The sequence below is a fragment of the Thermohalobaculum sp. genome (genome assembly GCF_058622915.1).
Genome location: NZ_JBZSYN010000037.1, coordinates 1 through 15,259, shown reverse-complemented (window position 1 = coordinate 15,259; position 15,259 = coordinate 1). Strand labels below are relative to the sequence as shown.

Genomic DNA, 15,259 nt, shown 5'->3' with positions numbered 1-15,259 from the left:
TTGAGCCGGGCGCCGAGGTCGGCGATCTTGATCTTCTGGCTCGAGTCGCGGGTCTTGTAGTCGTCGAGCAGCGACTGCAGCGAGCCGAGCTGGTTGCGAAGCTCGAGCAGCTGGGCGTTCAGCGCCGCCACGCGCCGCTGTTGCTCGAGCGTCTGGTCCTTGGCCTTGGAGAGCTCGGATTCGGCAACCCGGCGCAGCGCCTCCTCGCGGTCCATCTGCGAGGCGCGCGCGTCGAGCTTGCCCTGCAGGTCCTGCTTCGCGACGCGGGCGGCGGCGAGCATGGTCAGCGTCTGCTCGGCCTGCTTGCGGGCCTCCTCGAGCGCGAGCGTCATGGCGTCGAGCTCGGCGCTGCTGTGCGCCAGCTTCTCGCGCAGCGCCTTGACGGCGCTGGCCTGGGCGAGGCGCTCCTGCTCGGACTGGCTGAGCTTGGTCTGCGCCTCGGTGAGGTTCTGCGCCGCGGCGGCCCTGAGCGCGTTGAGCTCCTTGCGCTGCTGCTCGAGGCTGAGGTTCTTGGTCTCGAGCCGCGCCATCTCCTCCTGCAGCTTCTGCTTGTCGCCCTTGACGTCCTGGAGCATCGCCAGCAGCGTGACGCGCTCCTGCGCCAGCTTCTCGCGCTCGGTCTCGGCGGTCGCCTTTTGCGATTGCAACTGGTCGACCAGCGCCAGGGCGCGGGCACGCTCGACCGTGACCTGAGTCAGCGCCTGCTTGCGCTTCTTCGCCTCGTCCTGGAGGTTGGCCACCATCGCCTGCAGCGCGTCGCGCTTGGCCGCGGCGAGCCGCGCCTTCTCGGTCGCGGCGTCCATCTCCTTGCGCGCGCTGGCCAGCGCCGCCTCGAGCGCGTCGCGCGCCGAGACGGTCTTGTCGAGCTTGCCCTGCAGTGTTTGGGCGCGCGCCTGGGCCTGGTCGCGCGCATGCGACAAGGCCGCCATCGCCGCGTTCAACTGGTCGACCTCGGTGGTCTTGGCGGTCAGCGTCGCGCGCAACTCGCCGACCTGCCCCTTGAGCGTCTGCGCGCGGGTCTTTTGCAGCGACAGCTCGTCGGCGAGGCCGGAGATCTGCTGATTGAGCTTGTCGAGCTCCTTGGACTGCCCGGTGATCGTCTCGTTCATGGTGAACTGCACGATCATGAAGATCGACAGCACGAACATGAGGATCAGCAAAAGCGCGGTCAGCGCGTCGACGAAGCCTGGCCAGGTATTCGGTTCGGGCCGTCCTCCGGCGCGGCGTGCGAACGCCATCAGCCTCTCCCGGCGGGTCGGGTACGGGTGTCGATGAGATTGATCAGCGCGCGGATCTCGGCCCTGAGCGCCGCGGTGCTCTCGCGCCGGCCGGTGGTCATGTCATGTGCGATCTCGCGCAACTGCATGTCGAGGTTCTGCAAGTGCGAGTGCATTTCGCCGTCTGCCTGAGCAGCGCCGCCGCCGGACGCGCGGCCGCCGCCGCGCTCGATGGCCTGCGCCAGGGCCTGCTGGGTGGCCGCGTTGGTTTCGCTGGAGGACTCGATGCGCTTCAGCACCGTCAGCGTGGCATGGTCGCGGCCCGACTGCAACTCGCGCGCCTCGCGCATCTCGCGCACCAGCTGGGCGACCAGCGAGCGCTCCTTGTCGATCTGGCTCGCCATCTCGGCGACGATGTCGGCCGCCTTGCCGAGCCGCTGCTCGGAGTCGAGCCGCGCCTCCTCGGCCCGCTTGGCGAAGCCGGTGGTCATCTCGAGCCCCTCGTCGATGCGCTCGAGCAGTGCCACCAGAGCGGTCTCGGGGCTGTCGCCCTCGCCGATCAGGCCCAGGCGGGTGAAGGACGAGAGCCATTCCTCGAGCTCGCGGTAGAACCGGTTCTGGCCGTGGCCGACGAACAGCTCGAGCAGCCCCACCACCAGCGAGCCGGCGAGGCCCAGGAGCGAGGAGGCGAAGGCGGTGCCCATGCCGCCAAGCTGGTTCTCGAGCCCGCCCATCAGCCGCTTGAACACGTCGCTGGTGGTTTCGCCCGCGCCCTGCGGCGCCAGCGAGCGGATGGTGTCGACCACCGCGGGCACGGTGATCGACAGGCCCCAGAAGGTGCCGAGCAGGCCGAGGAAGATCAGCAGGCTGGTGATATAGCGCGTGATGTCGCGCATCTCGTCCAGCCGGTCGGCGATGCTGTCGAGCACCTGGCGCGTCGAGGAGGCCGCCATGCGCTGCTGCACCCTGCCCTCGCGCATCATCGGCGCCATGGCGGCGAGGATCCAGGGCGGGCGCACGTATTCGTGCCCCTTGTAGCCGGCCTGCAGGTTGTTGAGCCAGTTGGTGGCGACGATCAGCTGGTACATCTGCCAGAACGTCGCCAGCACGCCGAGCACGAAGACTCCGATGATGACGCCGTTGAGGTAGATATTGGCGTAGAGGACCGGCTGGATCCTGCCGCTCAAGAGCACCGCGCCCAGTGCGGTCAGCACCAGCGCGATCAGCATCAGAATGATCTGCCGCGTCGGCTGGGAGAAATCGACCTTGTGGCCGTCCTTGGGATTCATCCGGCTCGCCCGCTCCAGGTTTTCCACAGATTACGCAGATTTGCGTGTGATTCCAGCAGCAACTACCAGATTTGGGGTGGGCGTGGCGGAAAAACCGCGGCCTGTGGCTCTTGAATCCCACCGAATCTGGACCTGCTGCCGCGCAGGCGCTAGGGGTACGGTGCCGCCGGGCCGGCAAGGGCCGGCGGCGCAAGGGTAACGGCAAGCGGATCGGCAAGCGGATCGGCACGCGGGCCGGCAAGCGTATTGCACTTCGAAAACGGGAGAAAAGGCACATGCTCATCGGCTGCCCGAAGGAGATAAAGGCGCAGGAGTACCGGATCGGCATGACGCCCGCGGCGGTGCGCGAGGCGGTCGCGCATGGCCACGAGGTGCTGGTCGAGGCGGGCGCCGGCGTGGGCGCCGGCTTTGCCGATGCGGACTACGAGGCGGCGGGCGCGCGGCTGAGCGACGGGCCCGACCGGATCTTCGCCGAGGCCGAGCTGGTGGTGAAGGTCAAGGAGCCGCAGGCGGTCGAGCGCAAGAAGCTGCGCGAGGGCCAGGTGCTGTTCACCTATCTCCACCTCGCGCCCGACCCCGAGCAGACGCGCGAGCTAATGGCATCGGGCTGCACGGCGATCGCCTATGAGACGGTGACGGATGGGCGCGGCGGGCTGCCGCTGCTGGCGCCGATGTCCGAGGTGGCGGGGCGGCTGGCGCCGCAGGCCGGCGCCTGGGCGCTGCAGAAGGCCAATGGCGGGCGCGGCGTGCTGATGGGCGGCGTGCCGGGGGTGCCGCCGGCCGACGTGGTGGTGATCGGGGGCGGCGTCGTGGGCAGCTACGCGGCCCGGGTCGCGGCGGGGATGGGGGCGAATGTCAGCGTGCTCGACCGCTCGACCGACCGGCTGCGCTATCTCGACGAGGTGTTCGAGGGGCGGTTCCGCACCTACCACGCCTCGAAGGCGACCACCGAGGAACTGGTGGTGCAGGCGGACCTGGTGATCGGCGCGGTGCTGGTGGCCGGCGCAGCGGCGCCGAAGCTGGTGACCCGCAAGCAGCTGGCGCAGATGCGGCCCGGGGCGGTGATCGTGGATGTCGCCATCGACCAGGGCGGCTGCTTCGAGACCTCGCGCGCAACCACGCATCACGACCCGATCTACGAGGTCGACGGCATCGTGCATTACTGCGTGGCCAACATGCCGGGGGCGGTGCCGCGGACCTCGACCATCGCGCTGGGCAACGCCACCCTGCCCTTCCTGCTGGCGCTGGCCGGGAAGGGCTGGCGCGAGGCCTGCCGCGACGACCCGCACCTGATGGCCGGGCTGAACGTGCATGCCGGGCACCTGACGAACTACGCCGTCGGGCAGGCGCTGGAGATCGACGTGCTGGCGCCGAAGCTGGCGGTGGCGAAGTGAGCGCAGCGGGACGGGCCGAGCCGGTCGTCCACATCGACAACGCAGACGTTCGCGTCACCGAGTGGCGCTTTGCGCCCGGGGCGGCGACCGGCTGGCACCGGCACGGCTTTGACTACGTGATCGTGCCGGTGACGGGCGGCCGGGTCGAGATGGTCGCGGCCGACGGCTCGCGCATGGCCGTGACACTGGAGCCGGGCAAGTCCTACCACCGCCCCGCCGGGGTCGAGCACGACGTGGTCAACGGCCCCGACGGCGCGCTGCGCTTCGTCGAGGTGGAGCTCAAGCACCGGCCGGGATGAGAGCGGCGCGGCCGGGTTGCAGCGGTCGGCGCGGGCGTGTCCACATTTGGATGCCGTGTTAAGATATTGATTTTACTTGGAATGTGCCGCGGGTGGGTTTTTGGTTAACCAAACGTCCGCGGCGGCGTTGCATGAGGCCCCGGCTCGGGGGCCGGGGCCTGTCGTCTTGGCTGGGCCGGGGGCGCGGCTGACGGGAGCGCTTCGTTTGGGCCGGGCGCGGCGCTGGTCCTCTCACGCGAGGTCACGGGGGTTGCATGAGGCCCCGGCTCGGGGGCCGGGGCCTGTTCTGTTGCTTTGGTGTGGCGCCTTGGCGCGCCGGGGGTTGGCGCCTTGGCGTGGCGCCTGCGCGCCGGGGCCTGGCGCCGGGGCCTGGCGCCTTGGCCTGCCGGGGGCGCTAGTCGGTGAGCAGCTTGCGGAAGGTCTCGTAGATCTCGGCATTGGCCGCGACCACGTCGCCGGTGTCGAGCGCCTCGCCCGGGCTCAGCGAGCCGAACAGGCCGCCCGCCTCGCGCATCAGGCACAGGCCCGCGGCGATGTCCCAGGCGTTGAGGCCGCGCTCCCAAAAACCGTCGTAGCGGCCCGCCGCGACATAGGCGAGATCGAGCGCGGCGGCGCCGTAACGGCGCAGGCCGGCGCTGCGGGGAAGCACGCGGGCGATCTCGGAGAGCGCGGTGCCGATCTTCTCGGCCGAATCCCAGGGCAGGCCGGTGGCGAAGATCATCTCGGACATCTCGCGCCGGCCCGAGACGCGCATGCGGCGGTCGTTCATCCACGCGCCCGCGCCCTTCTCAGCGGTGAACATCTCGTCCTTGACCGGGTCGAAGATCACCCCCGCGACGATCTCGCCCTTGTGCTCGAGCGCGATCGAGACCGCCCAGTGCGGCAGGCCGTGCAGGAAGTTGGTGGTGCCGTCGAGCGGATCGACGATCCAGCGCCGGGTCGGGTCACGGCCCGGCACCGGCTCGGACTCCTCGCCCAGCCAGCCGTAGTTCGGCCGCGCCTCCATCAGCTCGGCGCGGATCACCTGCTCGGCCTTGCGGTCGGCGGCGGTGACGAAGTCGCCCACGCCCTTGCGCGACACCTGAAGCTGCTCGACCTCGCCGAAGTCGCGCACCAGCCCGCGGGCGGCCTTGCGCGCCGCCTTGATCATCACATTGAGGTTGGCCGAGGCAGTGGCCACGGCTCAGGCCCGCTCCACGTACTCGCCGGTCTCGGTCGAGACCACGATGCGCTCGCCCTCGCCGACGAAGGGCGGCACCATGGTGCGCACGCCGTTGTCGAGCATGGCGGGCTTGTAGGACGAGGCCGCGGTCTGGCCCTTCACCACCGGCTCGGTCTCGGTCACAGCGCAGGTGACCTTATCGGGCAAAGTCACTGAAAGGGCTTCGTTTTCGTAGTACTCGATGGTCACGGTCATGCCGTCCTGCAGGAACGGGCGGCGGTCGCCGAGGATGTCGGCGGGCAGCTCGATCTGCTCGAAGGTCTCGGCGTCCATGAACACCAGCATGTCGTCGGACTGGTAGAGGAACTGCTGGTCGCGCTGGTCGAGGCGCACGCGCTCGACCTTGTCCTCGGAACGGAAGCGCTCGTTCAACTTGCGCCCGTCGCGCAGGTTCTTCAGCTCGACCTGGGCGAAGGCGCCGCCCTTGCCGGGCTTGACGTGGTTGGTCTTCACGGCGACCCAGAGCCCGCCGTCGTGCTCGAGGATGTTGCCGGGACGAATCTCGTTGCCGCTGATCTTGGGCATGGCAGGGACCTTCCGGGGCGTTCGGGGGCGAAAAAGTCGCGGCGGGATATACAGGCGGCGGCGCGGCGAGACAAGGGCGGGCGCGGCGGCAACCGGCGGCGGCCCGCCGAGCTGGATGCGCGCGGCGGGCCTCGCCGACGGCGCCGCGGCCCCGCGGCGGATTTTTCCGGACGTCAAGTCGGACAAGCCCGCCGGGCATCGCAGGATTTCGCCGGAGTCGAAATCCGTTAAGTCCACGAAAGTCGTCCGGGACTTTCAAATCCCGAAATGGATCAGTTTCTCCAGTAGGAAACTGGTAACTCCTACAGTCGGACTATAAGAGTGCGCCGCCCGGCCGCAGGGCCGCCCTGCCCCCAGTCCCGCGCCCCGGTCCCGCCCCCCGGTCCCCCCCCCCGGCCCCGCCGCCGTCCCGTCCGCGCGCACGCGCGCGCTCACGCCCCGACGACCGCCGCGGTCAGCCAGTCCCTGAGCCAGGCCAGCGCCTCGGGCGAGAGGCCCTGGCCGGTGCGGACCTCGCCGCGGTCGGACGCGATCACCAGGGTGCCGCGGTTGACCGGGCGCCTGGGCGGCGCGAGGTGGATTTCCTCGATGGCGGCGAGCGGGATGGTGCGCTGCTCGCTGGTGATGAGGTTGGAGTCGTCATAGGTCAGCTCGGTCCGGCTCAGCCTGAGCTCGCGCGGGTGGCCGGGCTCGTAGAGCCAGCACCAGGCGGTGAGCCCGGCCAGCGCGCCGCCGACGATCAAGCCGAGCAGCGCGTGCTGCACCAGCCCGGCATAGACCAGGAAGGCGCCGGCCAGCACCACCCCGGCATAGGCGGGGGCGGGGAAGCGCCGCGCCTGCAGGCGCACGACGAGGGTCTCGGCCCCGCCGGTGCGCTCGGATCGCAGCTCGAGGCCGGCGGGCGGCGGGCCGGCGCGGGGTGCGCGCAGCTCGAGCCGGCCTTCCTCGGCGAGCGTGCGCAGCGACTTGCCGAGGTCGCCCGGGGCGCGCGTGCGCGGGGCGCCGTCGCGGGCGTCGATCGCGGGCAGGTGGAGCAGGCGGGCGAAGCCCTCCCACACGCCGCGCACGTCCTCGCGGGTCTCGCGCACATAGAGCGGCACGGTGCGCGCCGGGTCCGGGTGCACCAGCTCGATGACCTGGAACACGCGCCGGCCCGGATGGCCCCGCGCGTCGCCCCTGCGCACCACGCGCCAGCACACGCCGCGATAGGCGGCGATCGGCTCGCTCCACGCCTCGTGGCCGAACGGCGTGCGGCCGCTGACGCTGATGCGGCCGCCGTCGAGCCGGGCCGAGCGGTGCGACATGAGCGCGAGGCCGGCGCGGGCGGCGAAGACCGCGGCCAGGGCCGCGAGGGCGAGCTGGATGAGCGAGATGGCCTCGGTGAGGCTGCTCTCGCCCGCCTCGCCGGCACCCTCGACGGCGGCGCGGACATAGAGCGCGGCGGCCAGCACCGAGAGCGCCACCAGCAGGCGCCCCACGGTCCCGGCCCGGCCCGGCGAGAGGTCGAGCGTTGCGGGCAGCGCCTCGAGGGCCCTGCACGGACGCGCCGCGGGCAGTCTTTTGCCGGGTCCCATCATGGTCTCTCGCCTCGCCTGCCGGCCCCGAGGATGCCGGCAGCAGCGGCGCGAGGCAAGTCGCCGTCGCACAACTTGGCCCTTGTGCGCGGCGCCCGGCACGGATTTGATGCACAGGACGCACAACTCAAGAGGGAGGCGAGCGATGACGATCAAACGCATCGAGGTGGGCAAGCGCATGAGCCAGGCGGTGGTGCACAACGGCACCGTCTATACCGCGGGCCAGGTGGCGCAGGGCGCGCCGGGGGGCTCGATCGCCGAGCAGACCCGCGACATCCTGGGCCGCATCGACAAGCTGCTGGGGGAGGCCGGCACGGACAAGTCGAAGCTGATCAGCGCCAGCATCTGGCTGACCGACATGCGCGACTTCGCCGAGATGAACGAGGTCTGGGACGCCTGGCTGGCCGAGGGCAACGCGCCGGCGCGCGCCTGCGTCGAATCGCGGCTGGCGGCGCAGCAGTTCAATGTCGAGATCGGCGTGGTCGCCGCCGTGGACTGAGGCCCGGGCGGCAGATGCGCATCCTCGTCCTCGGCGCCGGGGTAATCGGCGTCACCACCGCGTGGCAGCTGGTCAAGGACGGCCACGAGGTCACCGTGATCGAGCGCGAGCCGGGCCCGGCCCGCTTCACCAGCTTCGCCAATGCGGGGCTGGTGGCACCGGGGCATGCCTATGCCTGGTCCTCGCCGGCGGCGCCGGGGATGATGCTGCGCTCGCTGTGGCGGGGCGACCAGGCGATCCGCTTCTCGCCCCGGCTGTCGGTCAGGCAGTGGCGCTGGGTGGCCGGGTTCCTCGCGCAGTGCACCGCCGAGAAGGCGCGCATCAACACCGAGCGCAAGGCGCGGCTGTGCCTGTACTCGCAGCGGATGCTGGACGAGGTGGTGGCCGAGACCGGGGTGGAGTACGACGGCCAGGGCGGCGGGCTGGTCTATTTCTACCGCACGCCTGAGAGCTTCCGCGCGGCGGCGGCGAAATGCGCCATCCTGCGCGACGCGGGGATCGAGATCGAGGTGCTGGACCCCGACGCCACGGTGGCGAAGGACCCGGGGCTGAAGCGCGCGGCGGGGCAGATCGCCGGCGCGGTGTTCGTCACCGGCGACGCGAGCGGGGACGCGCACCTGTTCACCGCGGCGCTGGCAGAGCGGTGCGCCGCCAAGGGCGTGACGTTCCGCTATGGCGAGGCGGTGCGGGCGCTGCGCCTCAAGGGCAGCGAGGTCGCCTGCGCCGTGACCGGGCGGGGCGAGCTGCGCGCGGACGCCTATGTGGTCTGCCTGGGGGTCTATAGCCCGCACCTGGTCGAGCCGCTGGGGCTGAAGCTGCCGATCTACCCGGTCAAGGGCTATTCGGCGACGCTGGAGATCACCGACCCCGAGCGCGCGCCGCGGCTGGGCGGCGTGGACGAGCACAACCTTCTGGCCTACTGCCCCATGGGCAGCCGGCTGCGGCTGACCGCCACGGCCGAGATCAGCGGCTATTCCAACGCCCACCGGCCGCGCGACTTCCGCGAGATGCTGGGAAAGGCGCGGGCGCTGTTCGAGGGCGCGGCGGACTTCGACAACCCTTCGATGTGGGCGGGACTCAGGCCGATGACGCCGAGCGGAATGCCGGTGATCGACCGCAGCCCCTATGCTAACCTGTGGCTCAACACCGGGCACGGGCATATCGGCTGGACCATGTCGAACGGCTCGGCGCGGGTGCTGGCCGACCTGGTGGCACAGCGCCAGCCCGCGATCCCCAGGGAGGGCATGACCTATGAAGGATGAGAGCGTTCAGACCCCGGCCTTCGAGCTGATCGAGCACCTGCCGTTCAGCACCGACGCCGGAATCGGCGCGGTGGCGCGGATCGGGCTGGTGGTGCTGTCGTGCGACTACACCATCGAGCACGAGTTCCGCCAGGTGCTGACGGCGCCCGGCGTCGACCTCTACGAGAGCCGGATCTCCTGCGCACCGCAGATCACGCCCGACACCCTGCGCGCCATGGGGCCGCTGATCGCGGGCGCGGTGGACCTGATCCTGCCCGGCGGCAAGCTCGACGTGGTGGCCTTCGGCTGCACCTCGGCCACCATGGTGCTGGGCGAGGAGACGGTGGCAGAGCGCGTGCTCTCGGTGCGCCCCGAGGCCAAGGTGACGACGCCGGTGACCGCGGCGTTTGCCGCCTTCGAGGCGCTGGGCGCCAGGCGCATCGCGGTGCTCACGCCCTACCGCGCCGACGTCAACGCGGTGGTGCGCGACTACATCACCGCGCGTGGCTTCGAGGTGCCGGTGTTCGGCTCGTTCAACGAGCCCGAGGACCGGGTGGTAGCGCGCATCGACGCGGCCAGCCTGCGCGGCGCCATGCGCCGCATCACCGAGGGGCGCGAGGTGGACGCGGTGTTCGTCTCCTGCACCTCGCTGAGGCTGGTCGCGGCGATCCGCGAGCTCGAGGCCGAGTGCGGCCTGCCGGTGACCTCGTCGAACCACGCCATGGCCTGGCACTGCCTGCGCCTGGCCGGGGTGCGCGAGAGCCGGCCGGAGCTGGGGCGGCTGTTCGAGGTTTGAGCGGGAGGCGGGGCGGCGGGGCGGCGGGCTAGCGGCCTTCCGTCAAACAAGCCGAACGTAATATTCGCCAAGATAACAGTTATTGAACGTCCGTATTAACCCAATAATTGACGAATTTTGGGTGCCGGCCGAGACTCGCCCGTCGATGCCCAATAGAAGCCCGCCTCCCGATTCAGTTCCTGTTTTAGTCACGTTTCAGTTCATAAAATATAGATTTGCAGTCTAGCAAAGGAAATAGTCCCGCCTTGCACAACATAGAAACCAGAACTCCAACCACTTTGCCCGAAACCGTCCGTGGCTTCATACCCCGCAGTCCAGCGAATCCTACGAGTTCCAAGTCGCACCGGTGCGCGAGTGTAAGTATGGTTCCCGGATCGTACCATGCAACGTGATCCGTATTGTCTACAAAAAAGCCCCGGCGAACTGCATGGAAAAGCGTATTAATGTACCATGGATTTGGCGTCGTGAGCATAATTCGACCGTCTGCCGCCAATGCACTAGCGGCATTCCTGAGAAGATTCTCGCTCTCTCCAATGTGCTCGATCAGTTCGCCCATGACTATGCAATCGAACTCACCCAAAATTGGTGCCTCGCACAAATTATGAACTTTTATATTGAAGTCATCCTCTTGCAGCCTTTTGACTTCATCCTCCAATATATCGATGCCCAGACACGACGCAGCCGCACGTGAAAGATGTCGGTGCAACCAGGCTCCAGATTTCGTCGCCTGATAATCGTGCTCGACCGCTCCCACATCGAGGACACGCTTTCCCGCGACCCGCCGACAGAGGTAGCCGATCTTGTCATCTATCGGCGCCGATCGCACGTTGAGCAACCGCACATGCTCGCCGATGGCCGCTCTACCATACGGAGGACAGGAATCTTGTTCCGAGGCTTTCCCCGTAATCAGATTTGACTTCACCGAAGTGCCAGAATGTTCCAATTCAGTCATGCGCTTCTTCCCGATTGGCATCCCGACTTAAGTAAGGCCTCCGAAAACAGTTCCTCGCAGTTTCTCTCGAAATCCTCGGAGCCGCAAATTTTCTGAAAATGCTGCCGCGCGCTCAACCCGATTTCGCGAAGGGCCGGCCGAAACTCCGCTGGATCGTGGCCAGTGGCGTCGAACACGCGCGCCAGCCGATCGTAAAATGCCTCGTACCCGTGATCGATGTCGAAGAGAAACCCGGTCTCACCATCCTTGATCTGTTCGTGACCACCTTCAACTGAACTCCGCAGCGTGGGAGTTCCACATAGACCCGCCTCGGCGACAACCAGCGGAAAGCCCTCGACGGAAGAGGGCAGAATATTGAGGTCCAGCGTCGCAAGAGCGCATTCGGGCGTATCCGTGAATCCCATGTATTTCACCTCGGAAGGGCCGGATAATTTGTCGATTTGTGACACAATTCGCCCAATCAATGGGCCATCTCCATATATTAGTACGTTGACAGGGCGTATATTGCGTCCGTATTCATCTGCAAATCGTATGATAAAATCTATATTTTTCTCTTGATCTAGTCTGCCCACATAACCCAATATGGGGTATGATGCGTTTATTCCCAATTCGCGATAAAATTTACATCGATTTTCCAAATTCCAGGGTACAAACCGGCGGGCGTCGACATCTACGTTGAATGTCAGAATTCTTTGGGGAGAGACCAGATAACGATCTAACAGCACATCCCTGATCGAGGCGGAAATCGCGTGTATCCTGCCCGGAATGCAGTAAATTAGCCGCTTCAGTCTGGCGGCAAATCGACTTGAGTCAACTGGCCAATGCAAAGTGAACGTAATTAATGCCGTTTGGCTTGTCGCCACCTTCACCAGAGCAGCATATATTATTCCTTTCGGAGAATGGGCCGATATTATCGTATATTTATTGTTACGGCGTAGCAGAAATCGAAGAGAGCGAAAAAATCCCGTCGCCCGCGCCAACTCTATCGGCGGACGCACGCGGCCGGATAGCACATCCTCGAATGGGGCGCCGTTCAATGAACACTCGAAGCCGTTTTTCGTCAGAAACTTGGCGTACCTGCTGACGAACGGAAGAGTTCCGCCTCGCCCGATATGGTCAACGATAATCAAGGCTCTTCGTGCCATGGCCTGGCCCAGATTACGCTTTCCGCCAGTGTGTGCTTTGAGCAGTCTAGCTCGCTGATGAGCCTTTCATCCACCACAATTCGGCATGCGAACCGGGGTGGCTCCGCTGCGGCCGGCACTGCCCCCCAAGCGCCGCTTAAATCAACCATGTGGCGAATCGGTTCGCTGTTGATCTTGGGCGACTCGAATCGGGGCCGATCGAAAGTCGCATTCAAGCCACGATCTGCCGCGCGCCGTCGTCCCAACCGAGGAGCGCGAAGGTCCTCGGCGCGGGCGGCTGCGTGACCGCACGGGCGGTGGAGGCAGGCAATCGGGGTCCAGCCCGAGCGCGCAGCCCCGCGGGGGGGCGGCTAGCCGGCCTCGGGCACCTCGGCCAGGCCCGCCCTCAGGTCGTCGGCGTTCATCACCGGCACGAGGTGGACAGCGGCGCCGAACTTGTGGAACAGCGGCTCGGCGATCCTTGGGATCTGCGTCGCGTCGGTCATGTCGAAGACCATCATGCAGGCGCGCTCGCCCTGCTCGGAGTAGAAATAGGCGGCCTCGGGCTTGAGCGAGTCCATCAGCCCGCGGATGGTCTCTCTGAGCGAGCCGTCGCGGATCGCCGCGTTGCCGCGCTCGACCGGAAACGTGCATCTGAGCATCATGCGCATGGGTGCCTCCCCGTGCGAAGGAGGCGAGGCTACGCCCGCGCCGCACCGCGCTGCAACGGCGACGATGTCGCGGCTTCCGCGAGGGCGCGGATGCGGTTGGGCCACTTGAATTGCCCCCGGGGCTGCGTCAGCATCCAGCGCTTGGGGCTCGTCCATGTGAGGGATGACCAGACCAGGCAACAGCACCGGGCGGGGCGCGCTGCGCCGAGCGCCGGTCGATTTCGCGGGGTCCTCAAGTGTATGGCTGGATCGTCGCCCAGTTCCGCTATTTTGAACGAATAAGCAAAGAAGTCGGCTTGATAGAGGCCATACGACTCAGGGTCGCCGAAGTCCTGCGCCGGCCTGTCGTCGTGCTGACGATCCACAGGACGAAGGTCGCGATACGTCCCCGCACCCCCGATCGAGTTGTGGCGCTGTCAACGCTCGGCGACGAGTTCGAGCAACTGGGGAAGTTTCTCGCGCCCGACTTCGACGGATTGATCGTCGATGGCGGCGGCTACATCGGCACGGCGGCCCTCAAGCTGGCACAACTATTTCCTGCTGCGAAGATCGTCAGCGTCGAGCCGTCCGACCGCAACTTCGAGCTCCTTTGCCGGAACACGGCCGGCATGGAGCGGATCGAACCGGTCCGCGCCGCGCTGGCACCGATCGCCGGGCAATCGATCGAGCTGTATGACCGTGGAACCGGCGAATGGGGCTTGACCATCGTCAAGAACCCGAATGACCGCGTCGACGCACCGTCGCTGCAACAGGTCCAAACCATCTCGCTTCGCGAAATCGCGGCGAACCATCCGGGGCGCGAGATCGGATTGCTGAAGCTCGACATCGAGGGCGGGGAAAAGGCATTGTTCGAGCAGGATGCGGCCGAGCTGAAATGCATCCCGGCAATCTTCGTGGAATTGCATGACCGCATTGTCGAAGGCTGCACAGCGGCCTTCGACGCCTTTTCGCAAGACCGGCAAGTGCGAAATTTCGGGGGCGAGAAGTTCCTGTCTTTCCTGTCTTAGCCTGTTTCTCTGCGACGCCGCTCACCGAAACGTCCGCCCGAACTGCGAAATCGGCCGCGTGGCTGAAGATCCATCCCGGCACGGCCAGAGATCCGCACGGCCGGACGGCTCCGTGACCGCCGGACCAGCTCACGGCGGCGCCCGTTCCGGCTCGACGGGGTCTGCCCTACCGCCCGTCCTCGCCCTGCCCCAGCAGTGGGAAGGCGCTGAGCGCGGAGGGCTGGGTGACCACCGGGGCGCCGGGGTGCAGGCAGGCGGGGTCGAGCCCGGCGAGGTTGGTGACGCCGAGAAGGCCGAGGCTGGTGAGGAGCTCCTCCTCGAGGATTTCGAGCAGGCGCACGATGCCCGGCGCGCCGGCCGCGGCCATGGCGTAGCAGTAGAGCCGGCCGATGCCGACGAAATCGGCGCCCAGCGCCAGCGCCTTGATGATGTCGGTGCCGCGGCAGATGCCGCCGTCGAAGACGATCCGCGCCCGGCCCGCCACCGCGTCGACGATGGCGGGCAGCAGGTCGAGCGCGCCGAGCCCGTGGTCGAGCTGGCGGCCGCCGTGGTTGGAGACATAGACGGTGTCGATGCCGTGCTCGACCGCGATGCGCGCGTCCTCGGGCGTGGCGATGCCCTTGAGCATCAGGTGCACGTCACAGGCGCGGCGGATGCGCGCCACGTCGGCCCAGTTGAGCGCCGCCTGGGCCTGGCGCGCCTCGCCATGGACCTTGGCGCGCCAGGGCTTGGCGAAGCGGCCGGCGATGTCGCGCTCGCGCCGGCTGTAATGGGCGGTGTCGACGGTGAGGCAGAAGGCGTCCATGCCGGCGGCGAGCGTGGCCTCGACCTCGTCCTCGATGAAGCGGCCGAAGCCGCGCACATAGAGCTGGTAGACCAGCGGCGCGGCGGTGGCCGCGCGCAGCTCGGGCTTGGTGCGCGGGGAGACCGAGGAGACCATGGCGGGCACGCCGAAGACGCCGGCGGCGCGGGCCACCGCGAGCGCGCCGTCGGGGTCGAAGGTCTCCAGCCCGCCGACGGGGGCGAGCAGCACGGGCAGGCGCGCGGGGGCGCCGAGGAAGCTGGCGGAGGCGTCGACCGCGCTGACGTCGCGCAGCACGCGCGGGCGGAGCGCGACGGAGTCGAGCGCCCGGCGGTTGCGGCGCAGGGTGGTCTCGGTCTCGGTGCCGCCGACGAGGTAGCCCCAGCCGTGGTCGTCGAGGCGCCGGCGCGCCGCGGCGACGAATTCGTGCAGGGTGAGGAAGTCCTCGCGCAGGTCCTTCGTCATCGGTGGCCATTCCCTCGCTTGCCGGGGCCCGGAGGGCAGGCTTAGGGCAATGCCCGACCCGAGTGAACCGCCTTTTCACCTGCTGCCCTAGGCGCGTCAGCGCCGGATCGCGCGCGCCCGCCCCCGAGCACCCCCTTCCGCGGGCGCGATCCTCCTCTGCGAGGGCGAACGGTTCGGCCGGA

The 15,259-nt window shown here is 67.9% G+C and carries 14 protein-coding genes and 1 pseudogene; 6 read left to right on the top strand and 9 right to left on the bottom strand.

Annotation, left to right across the window (positions count from 1 at the left end; genetic code table 11):
* Positions 1 to 1,238: pseudogene (locus AC32QD_RS03375) on the bottom strand (hypothetical protein); the annotation flags it as partial.
* Entirely contained in the window at positions 1,238 to 2,506 is a 1,269-nt protein-coding gene (locus AC32QD_RS03370; protein ID WP_492009069.1) for a biopolymer transporter ExbB, read from the bottom strand. The pseudogene AC32QD_RS03375 and the gene AC32QD_RS03370, both read right to left, overlap by 1 nt.
* Before the next feature lie 275 nt (positions 2,507 to 2,781).
* On the opposite strand from AC32QD_RS03370, the gene ald reads away from it, so the two are divergent.
* Both ald and AC32QD_RS03360 read left to right on the top strand, forming a co-directional pair.
* Positions 2,782 to 3,900, top strand: coding sequence for an alanine dehydrogenase (gene ald, locus AC32QD_RS03365; RefSeq protein WP_492009068.1), 1,119 nt, complete (start codon positions 2,782 to 2,784; stop codon positions 3,898 to 3,900).
* Positions 3,897 to 4,199, top strand: a complete 303-nt coding sequence (locus AC32QD_RS03360; protein ID WP_492009067.1) for a cupin domain-containing protein — start codon at positions 3,897 to 3,899, stop codon at positions 4,197 to 4,199. Before ald ends, AC32QD_RS03360 begins: the two co-directional genes overlap by 4 nt.
* 394 nt (positions 4,200 to 4,593) lie before the next feature.
* On the opposite strand, the gene AC32QD_RS03355 is transcribed toward AC32QD_RS03360, so the two are convergent.
* The 3 genes from AC32QD_RS03355 to AC32QD_RS03345 all read right to left on the bottom strand — a co-directional run bounded on the left by AC32QD_RS03355 (position 4,594) and on the right by AC32QD_RS03345 (position 7,520).
* Positions 4,594 to 5,349 (bottom strand): inositol monophosphatase family protein, encoded by a 756-nt coding sequence (locus AC32QD_RS03355; RefSeq protein WP_492009070.1) that lies wholly within the window; start codon positions 5,347 to 5,349, stop codon positions 4,594 to 4,596.
* A gap of 33 nt (positions 5,350 to 5,382) precedes the next feature.
* Complete coding sequence (efp, locus tag AC32QD_RS03350; RefSeq protein ID WP_492009066.1) at positions 5,383 to 5,946, bottom strand: elongation factor P; 564 nt, start codon at positions 5,944 to 5,946, stop codon at positions 5,383 to 5,385.
* Between the two features lie 431 nt (positions 5,947 to 6,377).
* Positions 6,378 to 7,520 (bottom strand): hypothetical protein, encoded by a 1,143-nt coding sequence (locus tag AC32QD_RS03345; protein WP_492009065.1) that lies wholly within the window; start codon positions 7,518 to 7,520, stop codon positions 6,378 to 6,380.
* Between the two features lie 145 nt (positions 7,521 to 7,665).
* Between AC32QD_RS03345 and AC32QD_RS03340 the strand changes: the two genes are divergently transcribed.
* The 3 genes from AC32QD_RS03340 to AC32QD_RS03330 are packed head-to-tail and all read left to right on the top strand — an operon-like array spanning position 7,666 to position 10,056.
* The gene (locus tag AC32QD_RS03340; RefSeq protein ID WP_492009064.1) at positions 7,666 to 8,019 is read left to right on the top strand and encodes a RidA family protein; all 354 of its coding nucleotides are present in this window, start codon (positions 7,666 to 7,668) and stop codon (positions 8,017 to 8,019) included.
* A gap of 14 nt (positions 8,020 to 8,033) precedes the next feature.
* Positions 8,034 to 9,281 carry a D-amino acid dehydrogenase gene (locus AC32QD_RS03335; RefSeq protein WP_492009063.1) on the top strand — a complete coding sequence of 416 codons (1,248 nt, stop codon included), beginning with the start codon at positions 8,034 to 8,036 and terminating at the stop codon, positions 9,279 to 9,281.
* Complete coding sequence (locus AC32QD_RS03330) at positions 9,271 to 10,056, top strand: maleate cis-trans isomerase family protein (RefSeq protein ID WP_492009062.1); 786 nt, start codon at positions 9,271 to 9,273, stop codon at positions 10,054 to 10,056. Before AC32QD_RS03335 ends, AC32QD_RS03330 begins: the two co-directional genes overlap by 11 nt.
* A 184-nt stretch (positions 10,057 to 10,240) precedes the next feature.
* On the opposite strand, the gene AC32QD_RS03325 is transcribed toward AC32QD_RS03330, so the two are convergent.
* The 3 genes from AC32QD_RS03325 to AC32QD_RS03315 all read right to left on the bottom strand — a co-directional run bounded on the left by AC32QD_RS03325 (position 10,241) and on the right by AC32QD_RS03315 (position 12,803).
* Positions 10,241 to 11,008: a class I SAM-dependent methyltransferase gene (locus AC32QD_RS03325; RefSeq protein WP_492009061.1), complete on the bottom strand. Its 768-nt coding sequence runs from the start codon at positions 11,006 to 11,008 to the stop codon at positions 10,241 to 10,243.
* Positions 11,005 to 12,138 carry a glycosyltransferase family 4 protein gene (locus AC32QD_RS03320; protein ID WP_492009060.1) on the bottom strand — a complete coding sequence of 378 codons (1,134 nt, stop codon included), beginning with the start codon at positions 12,136 to 12,138 and terminating at the stop codon, positions 11,005 to 11,007. Before AC32QD_RS03320 ends, AC32QD_RS03325 begins: the two co-directional genes overlap by 4 nt.
* A 365-nt stretch (positions 12,139 to 12,503) precedes the next feature.
* Positions 12,504 to 12,803: a DUF3303 family protein gene (locus AC32QD_RS03315; RefSeq protein ID WP_492009059.1), complete on the bottom strand. Its 300-nt coding sequence runs from the start codon at positions 12,801 to 12,803 to the stop codon at positions 12,504 to 12,506.
* Between the two features lie 236 nt (positions 12,804 to 13,039).
* Here AC32QD_RS03315 and AC32QD_RS03310 point away from each other — a divergent pair, with 236 nt between their 5' ends.
* On the top strand, positions 13,040 to 13,810 hold the full coding sequence (locus AC32QD_RS03310; RefSeq protein WP_492009058.1) for an FkbM family methyltransferase: 771 nt from the start codon (positions 13,040 to 13,042) through the stop codon (positions 13,808 to 13,810).
* A 166-nt stretch (positions 13,811 to 13,976) separates the two neighbouring features.
* Here the strand turns inward: AC32QD_RS03310 and AC32QD_RS03305 are convergent, their stop codons facing one another.
* Positions 13,977 to 15,077: an alpha-hydroxy acid oxidase gene (locus AC32QD_RS03305; protein ID WP_492009057.1), complete on the bottom strand. Its 1,101-nt coding sequence runs from the start codon at positions 15,075 to 15,077 to the stop codon at positions 13,977 to 13,979.
* Positions 15,078 to 15,259: the final 182 nt, after the last annotated feature.

Excerpts from the sequence above, each read along its gene's own strand:
- AC32QD_RS03370 (WP_492009069.1), bottom strand. The coding sequence starts at position 2,506 with ATGAATCCCAAGGACGGCCACAAGGTCGATTTCTCCCAGCCGACGCGG.
- ald (WP_492009068.1), top strand. The coding sequence starts at position 2,782 with ATGCTCATCGGCTGCCCGAAGGAGATAAAGGCGCAGGAGTACCGGATC.
- AC32QD_RS03355 (WP_492009070.1), bottom strand. The coding sequence starts at position 5,349 with ATGATCAAGGCGGCGCGCAAGGCCGCCCGCGGGCTGGTGCGCGACTTC.
- efp (WP_492009066.1), bottom strand. The coding sequence starts at position 5,946 with ATGCCCAAGATCAGCGGCAACGAGATTCGTCCCGGCAACATCCTCGAG.
- AC32QD_RS03345 (WP_492009065.1), bottom strand. The coding sequence starts at position 7,520 with ATGGGACCCGGCAAAAGACTGCCCGCGGCGCGTCCGTGCAGGGCCCTC.
- AC32QD_RS03340 (WP_492009064.1), top strand. The coding sequence starts at position 7,666 with ATGACGATCAAACGCATCGAGGTGGGCAAGCGCATGAGCCAGGCGGTG.
- AC32QD_RS03335 (WP_492009063.1), top strand. The coding sequence starts at position 8,034 with ATGCGCATCCTCGTCCTCGGCGCCGGGGTAATCGGCGTCACCACCGCG.
- AC32QD_RS03330 (WP_492009062.1), top strand. The coding sequence starts at position 9,271 with ATGAAGGATGAGAGCGTTCAGACCCCGGCCTTCGAGCTGATCGAGCAC.
- AC32QD_RS03325 (WP_492009061.1), bottom strand. The coding sequence starts at position 11,008 with ATGACTGAATTGGAACATTCTGGCACTTCGGTGAAGTCAAATCTGATT.
- AC32QD_RS03315 (WP_492009059.1), bottom strand. The coding sequence starts at position 12,803 with ATGCGCATGATGCTCAGATGCACGTTTCCGGTCGAGCGCGGCAACGCG.
- AC32QD_RS03305 (WP_492009057.1), bottom strand. The coding sequence starts at position 15,077 with ATGACGAAGGACCTGCGCGAGGACTTCCTCACCCTGCACGAATTCGTC.